General features: G+C 66.8%; 24 protein-coding genes and 1 other RNA gene. 5 read left to right on the top strand and 20 right to left on the bottom strand.

Going from position 1 to position 23958, the window contains the following annotated elements; all coding sequences use genetic code 11:
* Positions 1 to 7: 7 nt before the first annotated feature.
* From gspN to HNP60_RS06730, 12 genes are all read right to left on the bottom strand, one after another.
* Complete coding sequence (gene gspN / locus HNP60_RS06785) at positions 8 to 730, bottom strand: type II secretion system protein N (protein ID WP_184151777.1); 723 nt, start codon at positions 728 to 730, stop codon at positions 8 to 10.
* On the bottom strand, positions 727 to 1209 hold the full coding sequence (gspM, locus tag HNP60_RS06780) for a type II secretion system protein GspM (RefSeq protein WP_014075710.1): 483 nt from the start codon (positions 1207 to 1209) through the stop codon (positions 727 to 729). Before gspM ends, gspN begins: the two co-directional genes overlap by 4 nt.
* Entirely contained in the window at positions 1209 to 2324 is a 1116-nt protein-coding gene (gspL, locus tag HNP60_RS06775; RefSeq protein ID WP_184151773.1) for a type II secretion system protein GspL, read from the bottom strand. Before gspL ends, gspM begins: the two co-directional genes overlap by 1 nt.
* Complete coding sequence (gene gspK, locus HNP60_RS06770) at positions 2321 to 3337, bottom strand: type II secretion system minor pseudopilin GspK (protein ID WP_184151770.1); 1017 nt, start codon at positions 3335 to 3337, stop codon at positions 2321 to 2323. The genes gspL and gspK overlap by 4 nt, the downstream gene beginning before the upstream one ends.
* Positions 3327 to 4004 carry a type II secretion system minor pseudopilin GspJ gene (gene gspJ, locus HNP60_RS06765; protein WP_184151767.1) on the bottom strand — a complete coding sequence of 226 codons (678 nt, stop codon included), beginning with the start codon at positions 4002 to 4004 and terminating at the stop codon, positions 3327 to 3329. Before gspJ ends, gspK begins: the two co-directional genes overlap by 11 nt.
* Entirely contained in the window at positions 3994 to 4491 is a 498-nt protein-coding gene (locus tag HNP60_RS06760; protein ID WP_184151764.1) for a GspH/FimT family pseudopilin, read from the bottom strand. The genes gspJ and HNP60_RS06760 overlap by 11 nt, the downstream gene beginning before the upstream one ends.
* Positions 4488 to 4850, bottom strand: coding sequence for a type II secretion system minor pseudopilin GspI (gspI, locus tag HNP60_RS06755; RefSeq protein ID WP_184151761.1), 363 nt, complete (start codon positions 4848 to 4850; stop codon positions 4488 to 4490). Before gspI ends, HNP60_RS06760 begins: the two co-directional genes overlap by 4 nt.
* A gap of 43 nt (positions 4851 to 4893) precedes the next feature.
* Positions 4894 to 5346 (bottom strand): type II secretion system major pseudopilin GspG, encoded by a 453-nt coding sequence (gspG, locus tag HNP60_RS06750; RefSeq protein WP_184156910.1) that lies wholly within the window; start codon positions 5344 to 5346, stop codon positions 4894 to 4896.
* A gap of 79 nt (positions 5347 to 5425) precedes the next feature.
* Positions 5426 to 6682, bottom strand: coding sequence for a type II secretion system inner membrane protein GspF (gene gspF, locus HNP60_RS06745; protein WP_184151758.1), 1257 nt, complete (start codon positions 6680 to 6682; stop codon positions 5426 to 5428).
* Positions 6675 to 8228, bottom strand: coding sequence for a GspE/PulE family protein (locus tag HNP60_RS06740; protein WP_014075702.1), 1554 nt, complete (start codon positions 8226 to 8228; stop codon positions 6675 to 6677). Before HNP60_RS06740 ends, gspF begins: the two co-directional genes overlap by 8 nt.
* Positions 8225 to 10408 (bottom strand): type II secretion system secretin GspD, encoded by a 2184-nt coding sequence (gspD, locus tag HNP60_RS06735; protein WP_184151755.1) that lies wholly within the window; start codon positions 10406 to 10408, stop codon positions 8225 to 8227. Before gspD ends, HNP60_RS06740 begins: the two co-directional genes overlap by 4 nt.
* Positions 10405 to 11274, bottom strand: a complete 870-nt coding sequence (locus HNP60_RS06730; protein WP_184151752.1) for a type II secretion system protein N — start codon at positions 11272 to 11274, stop codon at positions 10405 to 10407. The genes gspD and HNP60_RS06730 overlap by 4 nt, the downstream gene beginning before the upstream one ends.
* Positions 11275 to 11475: 201 nt before the next feature.
* Between HNP60_RS06730 and HNP60_RS06725 the strand changes: the two genes are divergently transcribed.
* On the top strand, positions 11476 to 12102 hold the full coding sequence (locus HNP60_RS06725) for a prolyl hydroxylase family protein (protein WP_184151748.1): 627 nt from the start codon (positions 11476 to 11478) through the stop codon (positions 12100 to 12102).
* Positions 12103 to 12518: 416 nt separating this feature from the next.
* On the opposite strand, the gene HNP60_RS06720 is transcribed toward HNP60_RS06725, so the two are convergent.
* From HNP60_RS06720 to mscL, 8 genes are all read right to left on the bottom strand, one after another.
* Positions 12519 to 13004 (bottom strand): hypothetical protein, encoded by a 486-nt coding sequence (locus HNP60_RS06720; protein WP_184151745.1) that lies wholly within the window; start codon positions 13002 to 13004, stop codon positions 12519 to 12521.
* Between the two features lie 377 nt (positions 13005 to 13381).
* A complete protein-coding gene (locus HNP60_RS06715) occupies positions 13382 to 16018 on the bottom strand; it encodes a TonB-dependent receptor domain-containing protein (RefSeq protein ID WP_184151742.1) in 2637 nt (878 codons plus the stop codon).
* 82 nt (positions 16019 to 16100) lie between these two features.
* Positions 16101 to 17702, bottom strand: a complete 1602-nt coding sequence (locus HNP60_RS06710) for a hypothetical protein (protein ID WP_184049796.1) — start codon at positions 17700 to 17702, stop codon at positions 16101 to 16103.
* 326 nt (positions 17703 to 18028) lie between these two features.
* Entirely contained in the window at positions 18029 to 18598 is a 570-nt protein-coding gene (locus HNP60_RS06705; protein WP_184151739.1) for a hypothetical protein, read from the bottom strand.
* A 538-nt stretch (positions 18599 to 19136) separates the two neighbouring features.
* A complete protein-coding gene (locus tag HNP60_RS06700) occupies positions 19137 to 19499 on the bottom strand; it encodes a tetratricopeptide repeat protein (RefSeq protein WP_184151736.1) in 363 nt (120 codons plus the stop codon).
* Between the two features lie 377 nt (positions 19500 to 19876).
* Positions 19877 to 20229, bottom strand: a transfer-messenger RNA (tmRNA) gene (gene ssrA / locus HNP60_RS06695).
* A gap of 57 nt (positions 20230 to 20286) precedes the next feature.
* A complete protein-coding gene (locus tag HNP60_RS06690; RefSeq protein WP_014077582.1) occupies positions 20287 to 20541 on the bottom strand; it encodes a hypothetical protein in 255 nt (84 codons plus the stop codon).
* 126 nt (positions 20542 to 20667) lie between these two features.
* Positions 20668 to 21102, bottom strand: coding sequence for a large conductance mechanosensitive channel protein MscL (gene mscL, locus HNP60_RS06685; protein WP_184151733.1), 435 nt, complete (start codon positions 21100 to 21102; stop codon positions 20668 to 20670).
* 136 nt (positions 21103 to 21238) lie between these two features.
* On the opposite strand from mscL, the gene HNP60_RS06680 reads away from it, so the two are divergent.
* From HNP60_RS06680 to HNP60_RS06665, 4 genes are read left to right on the top strand one after another with little or no spacing between them, the layout of a single operon-like run.
* The gene (locus HNP60_RS06680) at positions 21239 to 21856 is read left to right on the top strand and encodes a LemA family protein (protein WP_014077580.1); all 618 of its coding nucleotides are present in this window, start codon (positions 21239 to 21241) and stop codon (positions 21854 to 21856) included.
* Positions 21857 to 21893: 37 nt separating this feature from the next.
* Positions 21894 to 22721, top strand: coding sequence for a TPM domain-containing protein (locus HNP60_RS06675; RefSeq protein WP_184156908.1), 828 nt, complete (start codon positions 21894 to 21896; stop codon positions 22719 to 22721).
* Between the two features lie 17 nt (positions 22722 to 22738).
* Positions 22739 to 23404: a TPM domain-containing protein gene (locus HNP60_RS06670; RefSeq protein WP_260394753.1), complete on the top strand. Its 666-nt coding sequence runs from the start codon at positions 22739 to 22741 to the stop codon at positions 23402 to 23404.
* 44 nt (positions 23405 to 23448) lie between these two features.
* On the top strand, positions 23449 to 23958 hold the full coding sequence (locus HNP60_RS06665; protein ID WP_051003885.1) for an NUDIX hydrolase: 510 nt from the start codon (positions 23449 to 23451) through the stop codon (positions 23956 to 23958).

Raw genomic sequence — 23958 nt, 5'->3', positions numbered from 1 at the left:
GCGGGATTCACAACCGGCCGACCGTCCGCAATATCTGCTCGTCGCCCACGGGGCGGAAGCCATTGGCACCCAGCGCGGCGATCAGCAGCGGGTCGCTCGTGCGCACGCGCATCGCGGCTTCGTAACTGCCATCGCTCTTGATGCGGATGTTGAGCTGCTCCTGCCCGGACTGGCTGGCCAGCGGCAGCTCGACCACGTCGCCCGCGCAGCGCGCCTGGCCGGAAAAGCCGTTGGACAGGGCAAGGCCGCTGATGAGGGCGGGCACGCGGGCGCGCACCTGCCCTTCCGCGCGCGTGCACAGACCGCCGGTGAAGTGGACGGTCAGGTCCTCGAACTCGACCCGGCTCACCGGCAGCGGCGCGAGCGGCGCGGCAAGGGCCAGCGCGCCCGTCACGTCATCGATGCCCCGGCGGCCGAAGCCGATCGTGAACGCGCCCGCGATATCGTCGGCATTGCCCCGCCGCCGCGCGACATCGATGCGCACGCGCCCGATGAGCAGCTGGACGGGATTGAGGAACACGTCGACGGTGCCGATATTGACGCCCCGCACCTGCAGTTCCTCGGCGCCGCCCCACCAGATCGGCCCGCGCAGGGATCGTGCGGCGACGCCCATTTCCTTGAGCTCGAAGATGCTGAATGCCGCCCGCAGCGGCCAGGTGATCAGCATGCCGATGGCGAGGATGATCACCAGCATGATCTTCACGCGGGTGGTGCGCGTCCAGCCGATCATGGCCTGATCTCCTCGAGCACCGCCTGGACGGCGACCGTGCCTTCGGCCGCGCCGGGCACGATGCTGATCGTCTGCACCATCACGCCGGCCTGCTCCAGCGTCGATATCCACTGGAGGAGCGGGCCGACCCGGGCCGATCCCATGTTGATCGACATGCGCCCCTCACCCTGCAGCGTCGCGCGGTCGAGCGTGAAGCCCGCTTCCGCCGCGCTCTGGCCGACAAGCTGATCGAGCGGCACGCGGTCCGCCTGCTGGCGCTCGGCCGGGCGCTGGCGCAGTTCCGCCACCTTGTCGCGCACGGAGGCATAGCGGTCGAGCGCCAGCCGCTGCCGCTCCCAGCCCGCCGAGAGCGCCCCGCCGATCGGCCGCAGCACGCCCAGCCAGAGGAAGATCACGAATGCGATGACGCCCAGCACCACCATGAAGCGCTGCTCGCGCTCGCTGTGGTTGGCCCACCATGCCCGCATAGCCTGCAACATCAGCGCACCACCATGATATCGGCGATCACACGGCCGCCCCGTTGCTGTACCGCGTTGGCGCTGATCCGCCAGCCCGCTTCCTGTATGGCGATGAGCACATCATTGATGTCCTCGGCGCGAACGGCGGCGAGCTGGACGCGCAGCGATCCGTCCGCGCCCTGATTGACATTGGTGAGCACGACATTGGCATTGGCCTGCATCGCGGCCATCAGCCCGGCCATCATGCCGGTGAAGCCGCCCCGTCCGCCCCGCGCGGCGAGCAGCGCGGTCATGCGCCCGTCCGCCATCTCCGGGTCGCTTACGGAGGGATCGATGGTGCGGGCCAGTTCCACGGTCTGCGCGTCCAGCCGCGAGGATTCGGCATTCAGGCGGATGATGGTGACGAGAGAGACGAGCAGCATGCACAGGCCTATGAGTCCCAGCAGCAGGCCGATCCGCCGCATCCGGGCGGAATCGATCAGTGCCGGCGCGCGCCGCGCGAAGCTGCCCTGCCGCAGATCCAGCGGCGGCTCGTCGAGCGCCGAGAGCAGAGCCGCGTCCACTTCCTCGTCGGTCACCGGCGTCACCGGCGCGTCGCCGATGATCAGCGGAGCGATCACTTCCTCGCCGTCGAACGCCGTGTCCACACCGCGCACGACCTCGCCGGCCCCGACCTGCCCGCGCACGAACCCGCTTGCCGGCCCCGGCAGCAGCAGGGCCGAGGGCACGATGCTCGCCCGACCGACGCCATGTGTCGCGGCCCAGTCCAGCCAGTGCGTCATCGCGCTCTGGCTCGTTACCGCCACGACATGCGGTGCGTCCGGATCGTCATTGGCCGCGACCGCCGCGTGAAGCTGGTCCGGCTCGCCGATGCTCGCCTGCAGCGCCATCAGCCGCGCTGCGGCCGCGCCTTGCCGGGGCGTCATGCCCGGGCAGGCGATCCAGTGGAGCGTGGTGGCCTGCGGCGGCAGCACCAGCATGACCTCGCCGATGCCCGCATCCGGCTCCTCGGCCTGATCGGGCGGCAGCCACTCGGTGCCGCGCCCGCGCCGCACGATCCTGTCATCGGCAACGCGATACCAGAGCGGCGACGCGTCCCGTTCGGGCGGCAGGAGGATGATATAATCGTGTCTCAAGAATCCTCGCCCCACTGGCGGCGCACGAGCCGCGCCGGCCTACGTCCCGCATCGATCAGCACAATCTCTTCCACCGTGTCTCCCCCGAGATCGGCCCTCAGCGCCACTTCGAACCAGCGTGTCTTCTGCGCCAGTTGCTCCCAGGCGGAATCGGACAGATTGAGCCTTGCCAGTGCCGGCAGGCTCCGGAACGTCACGAGGCTGCCATAGCCGCCAACCGGCCGCTGCGCCAGCACCTGCCGGGCCTGTTCGAGCCCCAGCGCCTCGGGCGCGAGCATGGCGAGCAGCACCGCTTGCCCCGGCAGCAGCGTGTTGATGTTGATGGGCGAAAGCGCCGTCGTCGGCAGCGCGCAGATCCAGGGGCGCAGGCGCTGGTAGATTTCCGGGGTGACGGCCCCCACCATCAGCAGTTCGCTCGGGTCCGCCATCAGCATGTTGGCCGCGCGATAGGGCGGCGAGAAGCCCGCGTAGAACTGGTCCTCGGCGCCGCCATTGCCGGGCGTTGAATCGCTGTCGATCCAGTCAGCCGCCGTAATCGCCACTTGCAGCGCCGTGCCATGCTCGATGCCGAGCAGGCGCATGAGCCCGGCGAACTGCTCGATGCCTTCCGGCCGCGCCACCAGCGTCTCCTCGCCGGAAAAGGCCGCCTCATCGGCACCGTCGTCCGGGCCTTTCACGAGGCTGTTGAGATTGAAGCAGTTGCCCCGGTCGATGATGCGGGCGGTCACCGTGCCGCCGGGCACGGCAATCACCTGATCGCGCCCCAGCCATCCGCCTTCCAGCGTGGTGCGGTCCGGCCGCATCGCGACGAGGTCGCTCACGCGCATCGCCGCCATCTGCTCGGCCGTCAGCAGATAAGCACGGCCCTGATCTGCGGAGACGATGTTGCGGGTCATGCGGCTGGCCAGCGTCAGCCGCTCGAGCGCGACCGCCGTGATGACCGAGAGGATCGCCACCAGCAGCAGCACGGTGAGCAGTGCCGCCCCGCGCTCGGATGCACGCTCATTGACCATCGGCAAGGCCTCCGGCTGCGGCGTCGTCGACGGGCGGCTGGCTCATCGCCGTGCCGACGAGGAAGCGCAGCGTCAGCGGCGCCGCGTTGCGCCGTGTGAGCGCGATCTCGACGGCGGTCGGCATGTCGATCGGTCGTGCGGGCGCCCATCGCTCCAGCCAGGCGCCGTTGCGCGCGCGATAGCGCAGCGTCAGCGCCGTCACGTCGTCGAACAGCACGGCCGGCTCGGGCGCTGGCGCGCCGTCCACCGCTGCATAGCCGATCCGTTCGAGCCGCCCGTCCCGCCACCAATATTCGACCTTTTGCAGGCTGGGGCGGCGCAGCGTGCCGGGATTGGCCCAGCCGTCGCGGACGAACTGCATGAGCGGCTCGTCCCCCTGCGCCGCCCGTCCGAAGAAGACCGGCGCGAGCGTGCCGGCATCCGTCCGGCTGATCCGCACCACCGCCTGCGAGAGATCAGCGTCGAGCGTGGCGAGGCCGCGCTGCACGTCGGCCAGCGCGTCCAGATGCGTCCGCACCGTCGCCTGACCGTCCACGCTGCTGCGCAGCAGGGCCACGCCGGCCGTCGCCAGCATCGCGAAGATCATCACCGCGACGAGCAGCTCGATCAGCGTGAAGCCGCTGTCCCGCCGTCCGGGCGCGAGCTGTGGACCCGGCTCAGTCACCACTGCTCACATTCCCGTCGAGGTCCATGCGCAGCGTCACTTGCTGGTCGTCGCGCCGCAGCACGAACCGCAGCGGCTGGTCGGCGCGGCCGACACTGTCGAACACGATGCGAGCCTGCCCCGCCGAGCCGAGGTCGGCGCTGGCGCCGCCGGACCAATCCTGCGAGGCCAGCGGCCCTTCCCGCACCGGTTGCCATTGCCCGCGTGCGCGCTGCTCGAACCCATAGGCGGTCGGCGAGACCCACAGCGCAACAGCCCGTCCGCTGATGACGGCATCGTCGCGCGCGGCACGCACGCGCCCGGCGAAGCGATCAATATCCCCGGAAATGCGCCCGCGCGGATCGGCCATGGTCAGCACCACCGCGCCGGACATGAGGCCGATGATGACGATCACGACCATCAGCTCGACCAGCGTGAAGCCCTGCTGCGCCGCCCCGAACCGGAGCGACGAGGCGCGGGGGCGCTCCGTGCCGGGATGCCGCGCCCTCATTTCGCGCGACCGAAAGTGAGCACCGCCGGGGACTGGCCGGGCCCGCCATCGACCCGCAGGGTGATGACGACGAGCCTGCCTTCGTCGCCTTCCTCCACCTGCTGCGCCCAGCGCCACTGCGCGCCGGCATTTTCCGCCGTGCCCTCGCTCGTGCCGAGCGCAGGCGCCGCGGGGTCGGTCAGGCGCTCCACCATGAGATTGCGCGCCACGACCTGCGCGAGAGTCCGCGTGCGCAGATCGACCGAGGTGCGGGCCGAGACCGCCTGCAGCCGCACGAGCGCGAGCCCGGCGATGCTGAAGATCGTGAGCGCGACCAGCATCTCGAGCAGGGTGAAGCCGCGCTGGCCGCTCCGCATCATGTCCCGTGCATCCTTCCGGCGCGCGCCGATCCGCCGCGCGGGCCTAGAGATCGCTCGAATAGATGTCCGCATTCTCGCCATCGCCGCCGCTCTGGCCATCCGCGCCGAGCGAATAGACGTCGAACGGCCCGCGACGGCCCGGCGCGGCATATTGATACGGCCGGCTCCAGGGGTCGTTGGGCAGCTTCTTGATGTAGCCGCCCTGCCGGTAGCGCTCGGGCTGCATCAGGCCCGGCGGCGGCGAGAGCAGCGCATTGAGGCCGTCGCTGCTGCTCGGATAAGTGAGATTGTCGAGCCGATACTGTTCCAGCGCGGATTCCAGCGTCGCGATGTCCGCCTTGGCCTTGGCGACATTGCTGGTGCCGAGCGCGCCGAACACATTGATGGCGACGATGGTGCCGAGCAGGCCGATGATGACGATCACGACCAGCAGCTCGATCAGGGTGAAGCCCTCTTCCCCGCCCCGCTTCAATCGCCCGGCGAGGGATCGCGCCATCGCTTCCGGCAACCCCGCCGCGCGCGGGGAGATCGGGAGGGCTTGTGCGGCATGGTCGGATTGAGCGGCGTTCATGATGTCAGACTCCGGCACCTGTGAGATTCTGCAGCTGCATGATCGGCAGCAGAATCGAGAGAATGATGATCGCCACGATACCACCCATGACGATGATGATCAGCGGCTCCAGCATGGAAAGCGCGGCGGCGGTGAAGCCGTCGAACTCGCGTTCCAGATAATCGGCGGCCCGCTCCAGCATGAGGTCGAGCTGGCCCGCGCTCTCGCCGCTGGCAGCGAGATAGACGAGCAGGGGCGGGAAGACGTCCGCCCGGCGCATGGCCGCCGAGAGGCTGCCGCCACCGCGCACGGCCTCGACGATCTCCGCCGTCGCCGCGCGCAGCACGCGATTATGGACCGTCGGCACGGTGAGCGCGAGCCCTTCCATCACCGGCAGCCGGCTCTCGACCATGGTGGCGAGCGTGCGGGCCATGCGCGCGGCATGGAGATCGCGCAGCAGGCGGCCGAGAAACGGCGTCCGCAGCAGCATGCCGTCCGCCTGCAGGCGCACCGCCTCGTTGCGCAGCGCGCGCCAGCCGAGGAAGCCCAGCAGTCCCAGGACGATCAGGATCGCCCACCACCAGCGCGCCAGCACATTGGAAATGCCCATGACGATCCGCGTGAGCAGCGGCAATTGCTGCCCCAGCGTATCGAACTGCTCCACCACCAGCGGCACGACGAAGATCATGAGCGACACCACCACGATCACGGCGAACACCGCGAGCACCGTGGGATAAGCCAGCGCCGTCAGCATCTTGGAGCGCATTTCGGATTGCCGTTCGAGCAGCAGGGCGAGCCGTTCGGTCAAGGCGGGCAGGCTCCCGGAGCGTTCGCCGGCGGCAATCATCGCCCGGTAGAGGCCGGGGAAGCTCCTGGGTTCGGTGGCCATCGCCTCGCCGAGGCTGCGCCCTTCGACCACGCCGGAATGCACGCGCGAGACGATGTCGCGCACATGCTGCTTCTCGCTCTGGCGCGTGATGGTGCGCAGCGCTTCCTCCAGCGGGGAGACCTGCGCCAGCGTGGAAAGCTGCCGCGTGAACAGCGTGAGGTCCTTGGTGGAGAGGCGGTTGCGCTCCAGCGTGAACAGGCTGCGGCCGGAGAGCGCGCGCCCCTTCCCTGCCTCGGCGGCGCCACGGCTCGCGCCGCGCCCTTCCGCGATGCGCACCACGAACAGCTTCTTCGCGGCCAGCGCATCGCGCGCCTCGTTCACCGAATCCGCCCGCAGCAGCCCGCGCTTCTCCCGCCCGGTGCCGTCGATCACCACATAATCGAATTCAGGCATCGATCGTTTCGCGGCGCGAGATCCGGATCGCTTCCTCCGCGCTCGTCTCGCCGCCCAGCACCAGCGCCCGCGCCGAGGAGACGAGATTGGGCGCATGGAGGAAGGCATGGCGGGCGATCAGCGATTCATCGCCGCCCTCGTTGATCATCCGGCGGATGGTGTCGTCGACGCGGATCGCCTCGAACACGCCGACGCGGCCCTTGTAGCCGCTGCCGGTGCAATGCTCGCAGCCGCGCGGGCGATAAATGAGCGCGCCTTCGTCGATGCCGAGCAGCGCACTGACCGACTTGTCCGCCTGGACCTGTTCGCGGCAATGGGGGCACAGCCGCCGCACCAGCCGCTGCGCGATCACCGCGCGCAGGGTGGAAGCGAGCAGGAATGGCTCCACCTTCATGTCGCGCATGCGCGTGATCGCGCCCACCGCATCATTGGTGTGCACGGTGGAGAGCACGAGATGGCCGGTGAGCGATGCCTGCACCGCGATCTCGGCCGTCTCCCGGTCGCGGATTTCGCCGACCATCACCACGTCGGGGTCCTGCCGCAGGATAGCGCGCAGCCCCGCCGCGAAGGAGAGGCCCACCTTGGCGTTCACCTGCGTCTGCCCGACGCCTTCGATGGCATATTCCACCGGGTCCTCGACGGTGAGGATGTTGCGGCTGCCGTCGTTGAGCTGACGCAGCCCGGCATAAAGCGTCGTCGTCTTGCCGCTGCCGGTCGGGCCGGTGACGAGGATGATGCCGTTGGGCTCGCCCAGCGCGCTGCGGAACACGGAGTCGGCAATGCCGGTGAGGCCGAGAATATCGAGCGAGATGCCCGCATTCTCCTTGTCCAGGATACGCAGCACCACCCGTTCGCCGGCCCGGCTCGGCAGCGTGGAGACGCGCACGTCCAGCATCTTGCCGCCCAGCGTCAGGCCGATGCGCCCGTCCTGCGGCACGCGCCGCTCGGCGATGTCCAGCCGGGCCATGACCTTCACCCGACTGACCACCACGGGCGCGACATGGGCCGGCATGCGCAGCGTCTCGCGCAGCACGCCGTCCATGCGCATGCGCACCACGAGACCGGTCTCATAGGGCTCGATATGGATGTCGGAGACGCCTTGCCGCGCGGCTTCCGCGATGATGCCGTTGATGAGGCGGATGGCGGGCGCGTCGTCGCCGCTGTCCAGCAGGTCCTCGGCGGTCGGCAGGTCGCCGGCGATGAAATCGAGGTCGTCCCCGCCCATGGCCAGCGATCCGGCCATGGCGGCGGCCGAGCCTTCCATCGCATAATGGTCGGAAAGATGCTTCTCGAAGGCCTGCGCGCTGGCGATGGTCACATCGAAGCTGCGCGCCAGATGCCGCCGCACCTCCACGAGCACGCGCGGGTCCGCGCCTTCGCGCAGGGCGATCGTGATCCGCTCGGCGGGGTCGTCGCCGGTCGCCAGCGACGTGATGACCACGCCGTGCCGGCGCGCGAAGCCATAGGGAATGTCGATCGGCAGCACGGCCCGGTCCGGTCCCTCGCCGGGAGGCACTTCGGGATCGTTCCGGGACGGATCGATCATTTCTGCCCGCCTTTCTCGTCCTGGGTGGTCACCACCGCCTGGGAGCGCGTTTCCTCGATGGGCGTGATGCGCCCGTCGATCACCTGGTCGTCCGGGCGCGCCGTGGCGCTCACCGGCAGCGCGGCGCCCATATAATCACGGACGAGTTCGTCGATGGATGGTTCCACGCCGGGATTGGCGAGCGCCTGCCGCCCGCGAATATAGCCGTAGCGCCGTGCCGTCAGTTCCTGCGCGTCCGCCTTGCTGCTGAGGATCGTCGGCCGGATGAAGACCATCAGATTGGTCTTCGCCCGCGCCCGGCTGCGCGACTTGAAGAGATTGCCCAGCAGCGGCAGGTCGCCCAGCAGCGGGATCTTCTCGATGGTGCGCCGCTCATTGTCGTCCAGCAGGCCGCCGATGGCGAGGATATCCCCATCGTCGACCAGCACGGTCGTCTCGAACTCGCGCTTGTTGATGATGAGGTCGCTGCTGTCGTTGGAGACCGGCCCGGCGACGCTGCTCACTTCCTGCTTGAGGAAGAGTTTGATCGTGCCGTCCGAGCTGACCTGCGGCGTCACGTCCAGCATGATGCCGACATTCTGGCGCTGCACGGTGCGGAACTGATTGTCGAAATTGGGGCTGAGCGCCTCGCCGGTCGCCACCGGCACTTCCTGGCCCACGAGCATGCGGGCCTGCTGGTTGTCCAGCGTGGTGATCGAGGGCGTGGAAAGCACATTGCTTTCCGTATCCGCCTGCACCGCGTTGATGATGGCGCCGAAGATGCCGTTCTTGCCGATCTCCGTGGCGATCCCGCCGAAGCCGCCGCGCGCGCTGCGCAGCGAGTCGACTGCGGCGCCCTGCAGTTCGCTGACGAGGCCGCCATTCTCCGTCGTCGTCGTCGTCGTGCGCGTGCCGTCCGGCGCCACGACCACCGTTTCCTGCGTGCTGAGCCGGTCCGCCGCGATGGCACCGGCGAGCGTCAGGATGTTGGGCTGGGCGTTCGAATAGTTGGTGGCGGCAAAGCCGGTCTTGGTGCTGCCGATGAGGAACTGCACGCCCAGCTGCCGCGCCGCATTGTTGCCGATTTCGACGATGATCGCCTCGACCAGCACCTGGTCCCGGCGCGTGTCGAGCTGGCGGATCACTTCGCCCAGCATCCGCTGGGTGTCGCCATTGGCGGCAACGATTACGGCGTTCGCGCCATCATAGCGGGTCACGACCGCGGGGCCGCGGCCGGCCACGCCGCCCTCGCCCGATGTCGCGGAGACCGCCGTCGCGGCGGCCGGCGGCGGCGTGTTCCCGCCATTGCCACCACCCGCGCCATTGGTTGCGGCCGTCGATCCGCCCGTGGCGGCGGCCTGGCCGAGCAGTTGCTGGAGCACCGGCACCATCTTGTCGGCATCGGCATGCTGCAGCCAGTAGACGCGGATTTCCGTGCCCGTGGCGGCACGCGTATCGAGTTCGCGCACCATGGCCGAGAGGCGCGAGACGGTCGTGGCGTCGCCCCGGATCGCGATGCTGTTCGAGCTGTCGATGGCGACCACGGTCGCGCCCGCCGGCGCGCCTTCCCCGCCCCCGGCGACGAGCGCCTGCAGGGACTGGGCGATCTCCCGCGCCCCGGCATTCTTGAGCGCGATGAGCGTGGTGGACGAGCCATCCGTATCGACCTGCGCCAGCACTTGCCGGATCCGCGTGATATTGTCGGCATAGTCCGCCACGACGATCGACCGTCCGGAGCGGTTCGCGGTGATCGAACCGTCCCGGCTGACCAGCGGCCGCAGCGTCTCGAGCGCGGACTGGGCATCGATGGAGCGCAGGCGGATGACTTCGGTCACGAACTGGTTGCGATGCGCCGAGCCGCCGACCTGCCCCGGCTGCCCCGCGACGCCTTCCGCCGGCTGGATGCGAAACGCCCCGCCCGTCGCGGGCACTGCCACCAGCCCGTTGGCCCGCAGCGTGGAGAGGAAGATCTCGAAATATTCCGAGCGGCTGAGCGGACGGTCCGTGACGACCGAGACCTTGCCCTGCACCCGGTTGTCGATGATGAACGTGCGCCCCGTGACGCGCGCGGCATCCTGGATGAAGGCGCGGATGTCCGCGTCCCGGACATTGAGGCTCAGCTGTCCCAGCGCCGGCACTGCGCACAGCAGCGCGAGAACGGCAGTTCCGGCAAATCGGCGGAATTTTGGCAGGACTGTCATCTATTTTCCGGAAGTATGAGAGAAATGGGCACGGTGGCCGAGCCGCGCTCGACCATGAGGGACAGGCGCGCGCCGGGGCGAAGCGATTCCTGCAGAGCCTGGATGTCGCCCGCCGAGCGCACCGGCTGTCCGCTCACCTGCACGATGATGTCGCCCGGACGGAAGCCCGCCCGCGAGAGAATGCCGGCATCGCCCTGCGCGCCGACCACGATGCCGGTCACCCGGCCATTTTCCGAGCGCGGCACCATGCTCACCGCGCCGAGGATCGCTGTCGGGGTGAGCCCGCCCGCGCCGCCCCCGGAGTTGGGCTGCGCCGCATTGTCGGCGGCGGCATCGCCATCCGGCGCGCCTGCTGCGTCGTCGGTCCCGTCGCCGCCCGACTGATCGATATAGAGGGTTTCCGTGACTCCGCCCCGCTCGATCACGACATGATCGAACTGCACGGACTTGAGCGTCACGCCGGGCGCGATCTCGTCGCCGACCGCATAGCTGGTCTGCTCGCCGCCTTCGCTGGCGATGATGGCCGATCCCCCGCCCGATGCCTCGTTGAGGCTGATGCCGAACAGCTGGAGCGGCAGGGACGTCACTTGCTGCGCGCCGCCCTCGCCTGCCCCCGCCGCGACGCCCGCGCGGAAGAACGGATCGAAACCGGCGAACAGGGCCTTGCGGGCATCGGCGCTGACCACGACCGGCTCGCGCGCGCGCCAGTCGCCATAGAGGCCGACCGGCGTCACCAGCGCCCAGAGCAGGCGAGCGAACTGGATCAGCAGCATGACAAGCAGCGCCGCCTCGATCCACTGGCCGAGATCGGACGATTCAGGCGATCGGGACCGCCGCGCACGCCGAATGAGTTCGGTCCACCGCATCTTAGAGTCAGGCCCTCCCAGCAAAGCCCGCGTTGCCTATGCTCGCTCTATGACCGATCCGCGACATCAAGGTTACCAAAAAATGACATCGCGTCCATGATCATCGAATTTAACCGTCCGAAATCTTTCCGCGTTAACAAACATTAACGATCATCGCGGTTGATCGGGACATGATCCACTTGCTAATCAGCCGATCGCATCATGTCGACATCGGACGCGCCTCTTCTCGCCACTCAGCCGGGCATTCAGCGCTTGCCGCGGCCCGAGCTCGTCCTGTTCATGAAGCGCGACTTCCTGGATGCCGAGGCATGTGCCGGCCTGATCGACCGGATCGATACCAATCGCCGCCCGTCGACTATTGCCGACGACATGGGCTATGAGGCTTTCCGGACCAGCGAGACCTGCGATCTCGATGATGCCGACCCGTTCGTGGCGGCCATCAATGCCCGCCTCGCGGCTTATGCCGGCCTCGATCCCGCCCATGGCGAACCGCTGCAGGGCCAGCGCTACGGCGTCGGGCAGGAGTTCAAGGCTCATACCGATTATTTCGAGCCCAGTGGCCGCGACTTCGCGACTTACTGTTCCCGCTCGGGCAACCGGACATGGACGTTGATGGTCTATCTGAACGAGCCCGGCGCCGGTGGCGCCACGCGCTTCACCAAGCTGGGCAAGACCATCCAGCCGGAGACCGGGAAGCTCGTGGCCTGGAACAACCGCCTGCCCGACGGACGCCCCAATCCCGCGTCCATCCATCACGGGATGAAAGTGCGCGCGGGCACGAAATATATCATCACCAAATGGTATCGCGAGCGGCTCTGGATCGGCTGAAGCGGGGGTAGCCGGCCGCTGAGACGACGTGGACAGGTTCCGGGGCCATGGCAGCGCACCCTATCTCGTCATTGACGACGTCCTCCGTAGTCGTCCATGAATGATGGTTAACAGCGCAGAGCCCCAATGGCGGAAAATGAGGGGCGAGACCTCAAAAGCGGCCATTTCGGACGCGACGACATTGCTGCTGTTGCTCTCTCCCCTTGAGGGGAGAGAAACGGAGGCTTGTCAGCCTGCTGACTAGCCGAAGTTGAGAGGGGGCGAGCAGCCAGCGTGCAACCTCCCCTCTCCCAACCCTCTCCCCTGAAGGGGAGAGGGCTACGGCCGCTTTCCACAACAAATGCGTCGCTCAGGTCAGGCTGGGAACGGCAACATTGCGGACGTTGAAGCGGGCGAAAAGCCTTTTTGATAGCGGACTATCGGCGACAAGCATCCGCATCGCTTGTGCGAGAATAGACAACGTCAGCTCCATCGGCGGCAACTTGGATGCGGCCCGCAAACTCTTGCGGATGCCTTACTCGATCTCTGTTATTTCCGAGGGCAGGCAGCAACGGCCAGAAGAAGCCGGTGCCTTGCGTAGAGGCGAATGCATAGCGCCCAGTCGGTTCACGTTTCAGTAGCAGTGCAGGTCGCACATTCAGCTGATAGCTCGTCTTCGAAGGCTCGGCGACGTAGCTAAACCTGCGACGGGCAGGCTCGATGATGTAAATCGCATCTTCGCGGATATCGAGGGGCGGGGCATCGCGGGCGACATAACATCCCCACACCAATCGTTGATCGATGGCTTCGGGACGCAGAAATATTGCTCCGAGAAGAACCAATGTGGCAAGGGGTATGAAGATGATACCCCAGCCTATCACTTTGGCCTTGAGCGGAACGTCGTGGAAAAGCGATGCTGCCATGAGAGCAATATGCCGAGGCTCGCCGCCGTCGTCACGTCGCAACGTCCGCTATCTCAAATTGCAGCCAAAAGCCGACGGTCCGCTTCCCCTAACCTTTACGCCATCGCCCCTGCGAGCCAACTGCCCTGAAAGCGGACACTCGCAGTTTTCTGCGATTTTGTCGGTGTTACAACCATAACCACTTGTTCCCGGACTTGCTCCGGGATCCCGCTTCTTCCGGTCCTCTCAAACCGTCTCGACCCGCCGATCAAGGCAGCGGGACCCCGGATCAAGTCCGGGAGGACGAACGCCGCGGATAGCGCCGGAAGGGGCGCGCCGAAAAGAGATGGGGCGGCCACCAATGGGGCCGCCCCGTCGCGCCAAGGGGTCAGGCGCGATCAGAACTGTACGCTGAAGGACGCCTCGAAGCTGGTCCCGGGCCGGTACAGATTATAGTAGATCCGGTTCGTCTCGTTCTCCTGCACTTCCTGATATTTCGTGTTGGTGATGTTGCGCACCTCCACTTTCAGTTCGCCGGCCAGCTTGCCGAGGCTGACGCCCTGGCGCGCCACGAAATCCAGCGTGAAGTCAGGCTTCTCGACGATGTCCGGCAGCCCGGTGGAGCCGCGCCGTGTCACGCGCTTGCTCGCATAGTTGATGAGCAGCGTCTGCTGCGAGAGGCGGCTGGTGTCCTCGAAGCCGAGCTGGAGATTGACGAGGTGATCGGACTGGCCGGTGAGCGGCGCGCCGTCGCGGAAATAGTTGCGCGCGGGCTGCGAGCCCACACCGTAGATCTCCACCGTCTCGTCCTCGCCCACCTTCAGCTCGGACTGGGTATAGGTATAGTTGAGCACGGTCACGAGCCGGTGATCGGTGTCCGCGATCGGGAAATATTTCTGCAGCTCCATCTCGGCGCCGTAGAGCGACGCTTCCGGCGCGTTGGCAAAACCGGTCAGGTCCACCGCGCCGCCGACGCGCGACACATAGGCCTCGATCGGACGATCGATCTTCTTGTAGAAGCCGGCGAGCGAGAAGCGCTGCTCGCGCGCGAAATACCATTCGTAGCGCACTTCGGCGTTGAACAGCTCGCTGTCCTGCAGCAGCGGATTGCCCTGATAAATGACGTTGCTGTCCGGATCATAATATTGCTGGAAGATCAGCTCGCGGAACTGCGGCCGCGCGATGGTCTTGGATGCGTTCGCGCGCACCTGCATGTCGCCGAAGGAATAGGTCAGCGTCGCGGTCGGCAGCCAGTAGTCGTTCTTCAGCGCGTTGGAGGGGCTGCTGTTGACCGGAACAGTGAACACCTGCACCGGGCGCACCGACTGGTAACCGCGCTCGTAGCGGACGCCCGCATTGAGATCGAGCCCGTCGGCCAGCCCGGCCTGCAGCTGCGCATAGCCTGCATGCGTCTTCAGCCGTGCGCGGAATGCGGGATCGCTCTCGGTATTTTCCAGCAGCCGGTAGCGGAAATACTCGGCCGGGGCCTGCCCGAGCAGATAATCGGGGCGCAGCAGCCCGATCTCGATCGGCATGTCCGGCTGCGACCTCACGATGAACTCGCGACGCTCGGACGTGCGGATCGTCTTGGTATAGGCATAGCCGATGGTCGCGCGGACGGTGGGCAGGATCGGGTAGCTCAGGTCAATGCCGCCCGAGAGCAGATCCTCGTTGAGGTCCGAGAAGGCAAAGCTCGCCGAGCCCTGGTTGCCGTCCAGCCTGTTCACGAAGAGATTGCCGAGCGGATCATTGGCGCCATTGGTGCGAACATAAGTGTAGGAGAGTTCGTAGGGTGCCTCGCGCTGCGAATTGGCGTAGCTGCCGCGAAGGTCCACGCTGAGATCACCGAAGCGGAATTCGCCCACCACCTGCGTGTCGATGAGCTGGCGTTCGTACCAGGCGGTATCCTGATCGAGAAAATCCCAGTCCGGACGGTTCTCGTTGTTCTTGCCGATGCCCAGGCGCGCCTGCTTCACCGTGTCGCGCACATAGAGATTGGTCCAGCGCAGCTTCTGCTCGCCGAACTCGGCGCCGAAGCCGAGTAGGCCGTTCACGACCACGCGATTGTCGGTCACCACCCGGCGCACGTCGCGGGCGAGCTCGGAAAGGTCCTGGCTGGCGGCGTTCTGCTGGGTGATGTCGCGCGTACGCCATTTACTGCTCCAGCCGGCGGTCGCGATCACGCCGAGCGTGGCCCCGCCCACATCGACGCTGGTGCCCGCGCTCATCGAGACGCTGCCGCTCGGCGGCATGTCGTGATTGCGCTGGAGGACGGCGTTGTTCGCATTGGCGATCTGGCCGATGATCTCGGCATGGTTGACGCCGACGTCGCCGATCCGGTTGCCGCTCTTGAAGAAGGCGGCGAGCGCCGGCGGGGCATTGCGGGTGCCGTTGTCGAAGCCCGTCCAGTCGCTCTTGGAGCCGTAATAGGTGTAGCCGAGCCGCCCGGTCGTCTCGCTGTTGAACGCGAGGCCGCCCGAGACGCTGAGGAAGCTCTCGGCGGGCACGGCCTTGGTGGTGAGATTGATGACGCCGCCGCCGAACTCGCCGGGGAAATTGGCGGAGTAGCTCTTCTGCACCATCGAGGAGGAGACGATGTTGGTGGGGAACAGGTCGAGCGGCACGACGCGCTTGAGCGGCTCCGGGCTGGGCAGCGGCGAGCCGTTGAGCAGGGCGAGCGAGTAGCGATCGCCAAGGCCGCGGACATAGACATAGCCGTTGCCGACCACGCTGAGGCCCGTCACGCGGGCGAGCGCGCCGGCGATGTCGCCTTCGCCCGTGCGCGCGATCGATTCTGCCGAGAGCACCGAGACCACGGCGGGCGCGCTGCGCTCGATATTGCCGGAGCGCCGCCCCGTCACGATGATCTCGCCGCCGCCGGGGATGGAAATGTCCGGCTGATCGTCCTGAGCCAGGTCGGGCGAACCGGCCGTGTCGGATTGTCCGGTGCCGGCCGTGTCCTGCGCCCAGGCGGCGGAGGTGGTCAAGGCAGTGGTCACAAGCAGCAGACCCGCGAACCTGAGCGGCGTCAACATCGATAATCCCCTTATGCCGTTAGTAAGACGGGGCGGATGCCGAGCGTCATGCCCGCTCCGCCCCATGCTCGATGTTTGCGCCTCAGGTGATGGGCAGGGACGTGCAGGCGCGGAACGGCTCGCTGGCATTGTCGAACGAGACGGTCGCGGAGTTGCAGGTCCAGCCCGCGTACCAGGTGTCGTTCGCGTCCTTGAACGCGCCGATATAGTTGGTCGCGGTGAAGAACGAGCCGAGCGTCGTCACGTCGAAGGCCGGCACGGCCGTCTCGGTGGCGCCGTTCACGAAGGTGTTGACCAGCGAGGGCGTATAGGCGGCGCTGTTGTTCGCCCCGGCCTCGAAGATCGCCTGCACCTGCGCGGCCGTCACGCTGTTCGAGCCGATGAACGGGCTCGCGCCGCCGCACTGCATCCGGAACGACTGGAAGACCGGTGCGCCGGCTTCGTCGATCGCGGGATTGGCCGTCGTCGAGGCCGTCTGCGCGCGGCTGATCCGCAGGCAGGAGAAGTTCGGGCTCACCAGGACGCTGTTGGCGATCGTGTAGTCCGCGCCGCCGCGGATGAGGATCGCGGCCGTGTTGCCGATCGCGGTCGAGCGGGCCAGGAAGGTCGCGTTGGCGATCTTCGTGTTCTGGCGCGGCGTCTCGCCGTCATTGGCATTGTCCGTGTCGGCCTCGATGATCGAGTCGCCCACCGAGCGCTGCACCGCGAGGACGAACTGGAGGTTCGCCTTCACGCCGGTATCGGTGTCGATCGCATCGTCCTCGGCGCCGTCGACGATGAGGTGCTTGATGTTCACCACGCCGCCAAAGGCTTCCATGCCGTCGTCCGAGCTGTTGTGCAGCTGGAGATGGTCGAGCTGGGTGCCGGAGCCCACGCCGCCCAGCGTCAGGGCCTGCAGCTCGGAGTTCGCGCCGAGGACATAGCCGGAGTAGCGGATCTGGACATAGCTCATCCGGCCGCTGTTATCGGTGGGCGTCGCGCCGCCGAAGAAGGCCTGGGCAGCCGCGCCCTCGGTCTGACGCGAGCATCCCGCCGTGCCGGGCGTCGCGCCGCTTTCCTGGCAATCGGTGGTCGGCGCACGGCCGAGCAGCACCACGCCACCCCACTGGCCGGACGAGGCATTGGTGTTGAGGCCGAGCACATTGTCGCGGCTCGTGAAGATGATCGGCTGTGTGGCGGTGCCCACGGCGTTGATCTTGTTGCCGCGATTGACGGCCAGCCACGAAACGCCCGTGCCGCCATAGACGATGACGCCCGGCTCGATGGTCAGCGTGACCGAGCTGATCGTGCAGGTGCCCGGCACCGCGGATTCGCTCGGACCGCGGTCGCAGCCGACGTCGACGCGTCCCGGCATCTGATAGAGCAGGCCGGCGATCTTGGGCAGGGTGACGTTGGTGCGGATCTGCGTCGGCAGGCTGCAGACGCGCCACGTTCCGGTCGGGCCGGAGATGGTGCCGGCGTCGGTCAGGCCCTGCGGATCAGCGATCGTCGGGCAGCCGCTGGCGGGCGTCACGGTCGGCGTCGGGGTCGGCGTGGGTGTCGGCGTCGGGGTCGGCGACGGCGGATAATTGATCGTGATGTCTCCGCCCCCGGGGGAAGCGATGTCCTGAGCGCCGCAGCCAGCCAGAAGCGGCAGTGCCACGCCAGCCAGCATCATGTTCATGGTCCGAGTGATAGATTTCATCGTCTTCTCCGCTGCCGGGTTGGTCCGGATTGTCGAATGCAGGACGGCTTCCGGGATCAGCGAATCTGACCTTCCCCCTTGCGCCCTCGGCGGCGCAGCTACGGGAAGAGTATGACAGCGGGATGCCATTCGCGTTTCACCGCGATGACGATTTGATTGCAGATTTGTTGCAAGGTGTATGGAAAGGCCCGCGAAGGCAGTATTCATGCCGCCCGGGGCGAAGCAGCGGCGCTCTTAGGCGTGGATAAACTCGGAGGCAGGCGAATGTCTGCTTCGCGAACGCGATGAAGGATGTTTGACGACGGCAAAGTTGTGGGATGCGGACGTTAGACTTTAATGCGCTCTGATGGCGTTGGAACGGCTCCATGCAGCCAGTCGTGGCTGGAGAGCGCCGCCCCATCACCCCAGTGAAGTTCGTCACCATCGACCCAGATGTGAAAGGGTTGGCCCCGAGCGACACTGAGTTTCACACCTACGCGCTTGCCGTCCGATTCCAGTGTTTCGACCTGTGCCACTTCCAAACCTTGGAGTGTCGGGAACAGTGACCCAGTTACATCGGCGATGTCCATTTGGCCGTGTTCGTCCATGCTGAACGGCGCATCGAGTGGGCCATCGTCGGCAATCATCTGCTCACCGTCTCCAGCAACCTGAAGACGAAGCGCACGCCCCCCGTCGAAGTTGAGGAGCAGCCGCAGCGGCTTTCCGTTCACTTGACCATCGAAAATGTGACGGTTCGCGGTGATAGAGTTGAGCCTCATAGGCACCATGCTGCCGCGAGCCGCCAACGTCCGCAATGTCGTCGTGTCCTGACAGGCAGTTTCATGGAAGTCTCCTGCAAAGAGCGGCCATTCGAATTTGTCCACGCGCCCCAAATCATGGCCCAGCGCGAAACGCATCGTCGTAACACCCGCCCTGAGCCCAAGGCCTGCTGAGTCTGTCTGAGTCTGTTTCTTGAACTCTGCCCTATGCCGCCCGAGTGCGCCCTTCGGCTATTCCGCACCGGGAGCCGGCACCCCGCGCGCCCGACGCCGCGGGAAGACGGACGAGAGATCGTGCAGGCCATCACGGCGCACCATATCCCGTCATGAACAACGTCATCCCGGACCTGATCCGGGATCCAGCTTCTTCTTCCGGTCTCTCGAACCGGCTGGCCCCGCAAGAGTCAAGGCAGCGGGATCCGGGAGCAAGCCCGGGATGCGACCGAAAAGGAGTGAAAAGCCCTCTTCCGGCTCCCTGAGCGTCCGCGAATCCGTCCGTGACTCCCAAGCACAGTCTCGGGAGGCAACCTCCCCGGCGCGGCTCCATGTGCCTGCGATAGCAACGGGCCTTCCGTTTCGCAGCGCCGGGCGCGAGACGGCGAAGGCGGGCACGATCAGATCATGCCCGCCCGCATGGCTTTCATGGCGATCCGAAAATGGCCGGGGGCCGATTGCTCTAGCGGCGCCCCTCAAGCCGACCCAGCATAGCCGCCGCAATCGCATGGCTGGAATAGCTGTTGCCATTCGCCAGCTCCAGCGGCTCGGACGGCAAGGCCTGGACGCGGGCCAGCGCCTCACGCGCCTCGACGAAACGCGCCGTGCGCGCATAGACGGTGGCCATGTTGAGAAGCCGGGCGGGATCGTTGGCGTCAGCGCGGCTCGCGGGCTGCAGAATGCGCTCCGCTTCATCGAGCTGCCCGGAGGTGATGGCGGCGGCGGCATAACCGCCCGACGCCTCATTGGACTGGGCTCCTGCGGCCGATGCAGCCAGGGCCGCGGCAGCGGCGCCTCCGACGATTTTAAGCAGTGTGACGGTCATTGCGATTCCTCTCCGAGAACGAAAACTCGTGAGGGGATTATTTCAGTTTTATGACTCCAGCACAATCGATCGAAAAAAATTTTCTGCGCCGATAAGCCATTGAATTTAGTATGGAAAATAGCAATTTATTGAGCCTGCACAGCATCTGTCATCATAGTGTAACAAACAGGAATCCAGCTGCAACGGTCCGATTCGCGCGCGGCCACCGCCAGCCCAGCACGCGCCCGTGCCGCTCGACAGAATGGAGGCGCTTGCGGACCGGGAAGCACAGCGCATGCAAGGTCCGCGGCGCCGAACGCCCACCAGCCCTGAAGGCACAGACAAACCATGAGGAGGAAGGTGGGGAGCTTCTGTTGCCCGGCGCTCCCCGTGCCGCTGGAATCCGATTCTGTTGCCCGGTTCGGTCCAACCGCGTTCTGTTAGGGTAATGTCAGGCCGTGAGGCCCTCAATTACGCTGCAAGAGCAAGTGCTTCGTTATCGTTGGCACTTATGGGTTTTGAGCCTTTAACGGGTTACTCAGCCCGGGCGAAAGCAACGCTTTTCAACACACGTCGATCCTAGTTCGGCCCCGTCAGGAGCGGCTTGCCGCACATGCGACAGGCCGTTTCTGGTGGAGCCGCCGGGTACCGCCCCCGGGTCCGCTGCGTCTATTGCACGCTACAATTTATCGCCATAGCCGGTTGAACCGGCGATCTCCGATATAGGGATTATCCTGCCGATGAAAAGGCCCGTCGCGTCCTCCGCGCCGGGCCTTGTTCATCGATCCCTTCGTTTCCAGGTCTTCGTTCAGTGGCCGTCGATGGCGTCGGCCTTTTCGTCGCCCATGTTGCGAACGGCGTCGGCCCGGTTCTCCAAGGCGTCCACGCGGTTCTCGGCATTGGCTGCGGCCGCGCCGGTCATGTTGTCGCTGGCCTGCTCGAGCTGGTCGGCCTGGTTATCGATCATGTCCGCCTGATTGTCATAGGCTTCTTCGACGTTCTGCGCCTGCTGGGAATCGCAGGCCGCCAATGCCAGGGCCGAGGTCATGGCGGCGATGATCATAAAGGGTTTCACGCGTCAGTCTCCTGTTGTTGCCCGCACGTTGACGGGACGGGAAACAAAAGCGCTCGCCGGGCGTAAGGTTCTTGGCGCAGCGGCGAGCCGCCCTCGTTGCGGGACGAAGCGAGATTACTTCTTCAGCGCGTCGCGAATTTCGGCCAGCAGCTCGATCTCGGTGGGGCCGCTCGGGGCGGCTGCCTCCTCCTTCTTTTCCTCTTCCTTGAGCCGCCCCAGCAGGCGGTTGGCCTGGCGCACGATCAGGAAGATCACGAAGGCGAGGATGAGGAACTTGATGACGGCCGTGACGAAGCTGCCATAAGCGAGCACCGCGACATTGGCTTCCTTCATCGCTTCGAGCGTCCGGGGCGTGCCTTCGGGCGCCGCGCCGAGCACGAGGAAGTGGTTGGAGAAGTCGAGACCGCCCAGGATGAGGCCGATCACCGGCATGATGACGTCCTCGGTCAGCGAACTGACGATGGCGCCGAATGCCGCGCCGATGATGACGCCGACCGCCAGATCGAGCACATTGCCGCGCGCGATGAATGCCTTGAATTCGGAGAGCATGGTTTTTCCTCCCAGTTTGGCCGGCACCGTGCCGCCCGCGAAGCGCCTAGAGCTAATCTCGTTGCGAGTGGTCGATCAACCGCCTATTTAGCGTATCACTCTGGCGATACACCGCTCTTGAAGAGGATTGACCGCGATGGCTTCCCGTCACTCTCCCACCCGTCTGCTCCGCGCTTTCGTCGCGCTGCTGCTGCCGCTGGCGCTCGCGGCTTGCGGGATCAATTCCGTGCCGACCGCCGAGGAGAATGCCAAGGCGAAATGGGCGGACGTGCAGGCGGCCTACCAGCGCCGGGCCGATCTCATTCCCAATCTCGTTGCCGTCGCGCGCAATGCCGCCAATATCGAGCAGAGCACGCTGGAAGGCGTGATCCAGGCCCGCGCCTCCGCCACGCAGGTCCAGCTCACGCCGGACGACCTGTCCGATCCCGCCAAGGTGGAGGCCTTCCAGTCCGCGCAGGCGAATGTCAGCAGCTCGCTCGGGCGCCTGCTCGTCACTGTCGAGCAATATCCCGAGCTCAAGAGCCAGGCGCGCTTCGCGGATCTCATGACGCAGCTTGAGGGCACCGAGAACCGCATCAACATCACCATCCGCGACTATAACGCGGCCGTGCAGGACTATAACACGCGCATCCGCACCTTCCCGGAGATGATCGGGGCGAAGCTCATCCATGGCGCCAAGCCGCTGACGCCGTTCGAGGCCAAGGCCGGCGCCGACACCGCGCCCGACGTCGGCGCGATGTTCAACGGAAGCTGAGCGCGCAGCCTTGGCGACAAGGCGCCTGCTCGACGCGATGAACGCGCTCCCCCGCCTCTGGCTGGCCATGATGGCCCTGCTGCTGCTGGCGCTGCCCTCCGGGGCGGCGCTGGCGCAGAGCTTCCCGCCGCTCACCGGCCGTGTCGTGGATGCGGCCGGCCTGCTCGATCCGGCGACGGTCGAGGCCATCACGCAGAAATCGGAAGCGCTGGAGCAAACCACCGGCCGGCAGCTCGTCGTCGCGACGGTGCCCAGCCTGGAAGGCTATGACATCGCCGATTATGGCTACCGGCTCGGCCGCGCCTGGGGCATCGGCGAGGCGGAGCGCAACAACGGCGTCATCCTGCTCGTCGCCCCCAATGAGCGGCGGCTGCGCATCGAGGTGGGCTACGGGCTGGAACCGGTGCTGACCGATGCCCTTTCCGGCCGGATCATCCGGGACGTCATCACGCCGCGCTTCAAGGCCGGCGACATGGCCGGCGGCATTCGCGCCGGGGTGGACGAGATCAGCCGCATCATCGAGCTCCCGCCCGAGGAACAGCGCAAGCTGGCCGCGCAGGCTAGCCAGAGCCAGCGCAGCGGCAAGGCGGACGGCATCGGGCCCGCCGTCATCTTCCTGATCTTCATCTTCCTGTTCGTGCTGCTGCCCCTGCTCGGGCGCCTGCGCGGCGGCCGGCGCTATCGTGGCGGCATTCACCCGATCATCATCTGGGGCGCCGAGGCGGCGCTGCGCGAGGCCTTCCGGGATCGTGACGGCGGCGGTGGCGGCTGGGGCAATGGCGGCGGATGGGGCGGCGGTGGCGGCGGCGGATTCGGCGGCGGAGGCGGCAGCTTCGGCGGCGGCGGCGCGAGCGGAGGCTGGTAATGGGCAAGCGCATATCCATGAGCGAGGCCGATCACCGCATCGTCACCGAGGCGATCGGGCGGGCCGAGCAGCACACCGATGCCGAGATCGTGACGATCGTCGCGCGCCGCTCGGATGCCTATCATGACGTCGGGCTCCACTGGGCCGTGCTGTGCGCCCTGCTCGTCCCGGCCTTCGCGGCGGCCTTCCCGGTCTTCTACGAGACGATGCTGATCCGGCTGCTGGGCGAGTGGACCCATGCCCTTCCCCTGCGCATGCTGCTGCTGTTCCTGCTCGGCAACATGATCCTCATCTTCCTCGCGGTGCGCTATCTGCTTGCCATTCCGGCGCTGCGCATGCTGGTGACGCCGGGCGCCACCAAGTCGCGCCGGGTGCGGCGGCGCGCCCTGCTGCTGTTCCGCACCGCTGCCGAGGCACGCACCGCGCGGCTCACCGGCGTGCTGCTGTATCTCTCGCTCGACGAGCACCGCGCCGAGATCGTGGCGGACGAGACCATCGCCGCAGCCGTCTCGCCGGAAGCCTGGGGCGACGCCATGGCCGCGCTGATCGACGAAGTGCGCGAGGGCCGGGTCGCGCAGGGCATGGTGCGGGCGATCGAGAAGGCCGGCGTCATCCTCGCTGCCCATTGTCCCAAGAGCGTGGACAATCCCAATGAACTGCCCGACCGGCTGATCGAGCTGTGAGCGACCTCACGCCCGAGGACGAGCTGCGCCAGCCCGTGGAGACCATGTGGGAAGGGCGCTTCATCGCGGCCCGGCGGCGCGGCCGCTGGGAATATGTCAGCCGCGCGCGCGGCATCGGCGCAGCGGTCATCCTCGCCATCGACGAAGCGCCGGACGGCCGCCACGTCATTCTGGTCGATCAGTTCCGCGTCCCCCTCGAGCGGCGCTGCATCGAGCTCCCCGCCGGGCTGGTGGGGGATGAAGGCGCGGACGAATCCCCTGCCCTCGCCGCCATGCGCGAACTGGAGGAAGAGACGGGCTATCGCGCGGGCCGCATGATCGATCTCGGCCGTTTCTGGAGTTCGCCCGGCATGGTCTCGGAGAGCTTCCGGCTCTTCCGCGCGCTGGACCTGCACCGGGTCGGCGCGGGCGGCGGCGTCCCGGGCGAGGACATTCGCGTCCACCGCGTGCCGCTGGGCGAGCTGGAGCCCTGGCTCGCCGCGCGCCGGGAGGAAGGCTATGCCGTCGACGTGAAGATGCTTCTCCTCCTCGGCGCCGCGATGATCGGCGGCTGA

Origin of the sequence: Sphingobium lignivorans (assembly GCF_014203955.1) — a bacterium.
Taxonomy (GTDB): Bacteria; Pseudomonadota; Alphaproteobacteria; order Sphingomonadales; family Sphingomonadaceae; genus Sphingobium; species Sphingobium lignivorans.
This window is presented reverse-complemented; position numbering and strand designations above follow the sequence as displayed.

Bases quoted from the DNA above. Each gene is read 5' to 3' on its own strand.
- gspN (WP_184151777.1), bottom strand. From the start codon at position 730: ATGATCGGCTGGACGCGCACCACCCGCGTGAAGATCATGCTGGTGATC.
- gspM (WP_014075710.1), bottom strand. From the start codon at position 1,209: ATGTTGCAGGCTATGCGGGCATGGTGGGCCAACCACAGCGAGCGCGAG.
- gspK (WP_184151770.1), bottom strand. From the start codon at position 3,337: ATGGTCAATGAGCGTGCATCCGAGCGCGGGGCGGCACTGCTCACCGTG.
- HNP60_RS06760 (WP_184151764.1), bottom strand. From the start codon at position 4,491: ATGAGGGCGCGGCATCCCGGCACGGAGCGCCCCCGCGCCTCGTCGCTC.
- gspI (WP_184151761.1), bottom strand. From the start codon at position 4,850: ATGATGCGGAGCGGCCAGCGCGGCTTCACCCTGCTCGAGATGCTGGTC.
- gspG (WP_184156910.1), bottom strand. From the start codon at position 5,346: ATGGCGCGATCCCTCGCCGGGCGATTGAAGCGGGGCGGGGAAGAGGGC.
- gspF (WP_184151758.1), bottom strand. From the start codon at position 6,682: ATGCCTGAATTCGATTATGTGGTGATCGACGGCACCGGGCGGGAGAAG.
- HNP60_RS06740 (WP_014075702.1), bottom strand. From the start codon at position 8,228: ATGATCGATCCGTCCCGGAACGATCCCGAAGTGCCTCCCGGCGAGGGA.
- gspD (WP_184151755.1), bottom strand. From the start codon at position 10,408: ATGACAGTCCTGCCAAAATTCCGCCGATTTGCCGGAACTGCCGTTCTC.
- HNP60_RS06730 (WP_184151752.1), bottom strand. From the start codon at position 11,274: ATGCGGTGGACCGAACTCATTCGGCGTGCGCGGCGGTCCCGATCGCCT.
- HNP60_RS06725 (WP_184151748.1), top strand. From the start codon at position 11,476: ATGTCGACATCGGACGCGCCTCTTCTCGCCACTCAGCCGGGCATTCAG.
- HNP60_RS06720 (WP_184151745.1), bottom strand. From the start codon at position 13,004: ATGGCAGCATCGCTTTTCCACGACGTTCCGCTCAAGGCCAAAGTGATA.
- HNP60_RS06715 (WP_184151742.1), bottom strand. From the start codon at position 16,018: ATGTTGACGCCGCTCAGGTTCGCGGGTCTGCTGCTTGTGACCACTGCC.
- HNP60_RS06710 (WP_184049796.1), bottom strand. From the start codon at position 17,702: ATGAAATCTATCACTCGGACCATGAACATGATGCTGGCTGGCGTGGCA.
- HNP60_RS06705 (WP_184151739.1), bottom strand. From the start codon at position 18,598: ATGCGTTTCGCGCTGGGCCATGATTTGGGGCGCGTGGACAAATTCGAA.
- HNP60_RS06700 (WP_184151736.1), bottom strand. From the start codon at position 19,499: ATGACCGTCACACTGCTTAAAATCGTCGGAGGCGCCGCTGCCGCGGCC.
- HNP60_RS06690 (WP_014077582.1), bottom strand. From the start codon at position 20,541: ATGATCATCGCCGCCATGACCTCGGCCCTGGCATTGGCGGCCTGCGAT.
- mscL (WP_184151733.1), bottom strand. From the start codon at position 21,102: ATGCTCTCCGAATTCAAGGCATTCATCGCGCGCGGCAATGTGCTCGAT.
- HNP60_RS06680 (WP_014077580.1), top strand. From the start codon at position 21,239: ATGGCTTCCCGTCACTCTCCCACCCGTCTGCTCCGCGCTTTCGTCGCG.
- HNP60_RS06675 (WP_184156908.1), top strand. From the start codon at position 21,894: ATGAACGCGCTCCCCCGCCTCTGGCTGGCCATGATGGCCCTGCTGCTG.
- HNP60_RS06670 (WP_260394753.1), top strand. From the start codon at position 22,739: ATGAGCGAGGCCGATCACCGCATCGTCACCGAGGCGATCGGGCGGGCC.
- HNP60_RS06665 (WP_051003885.1), top strand. From the start codon at position 23,449: ATGTGGGAAGGGCGCTTCATCGCGGCCCGGCGGCGCGGCCGCTGGGAA.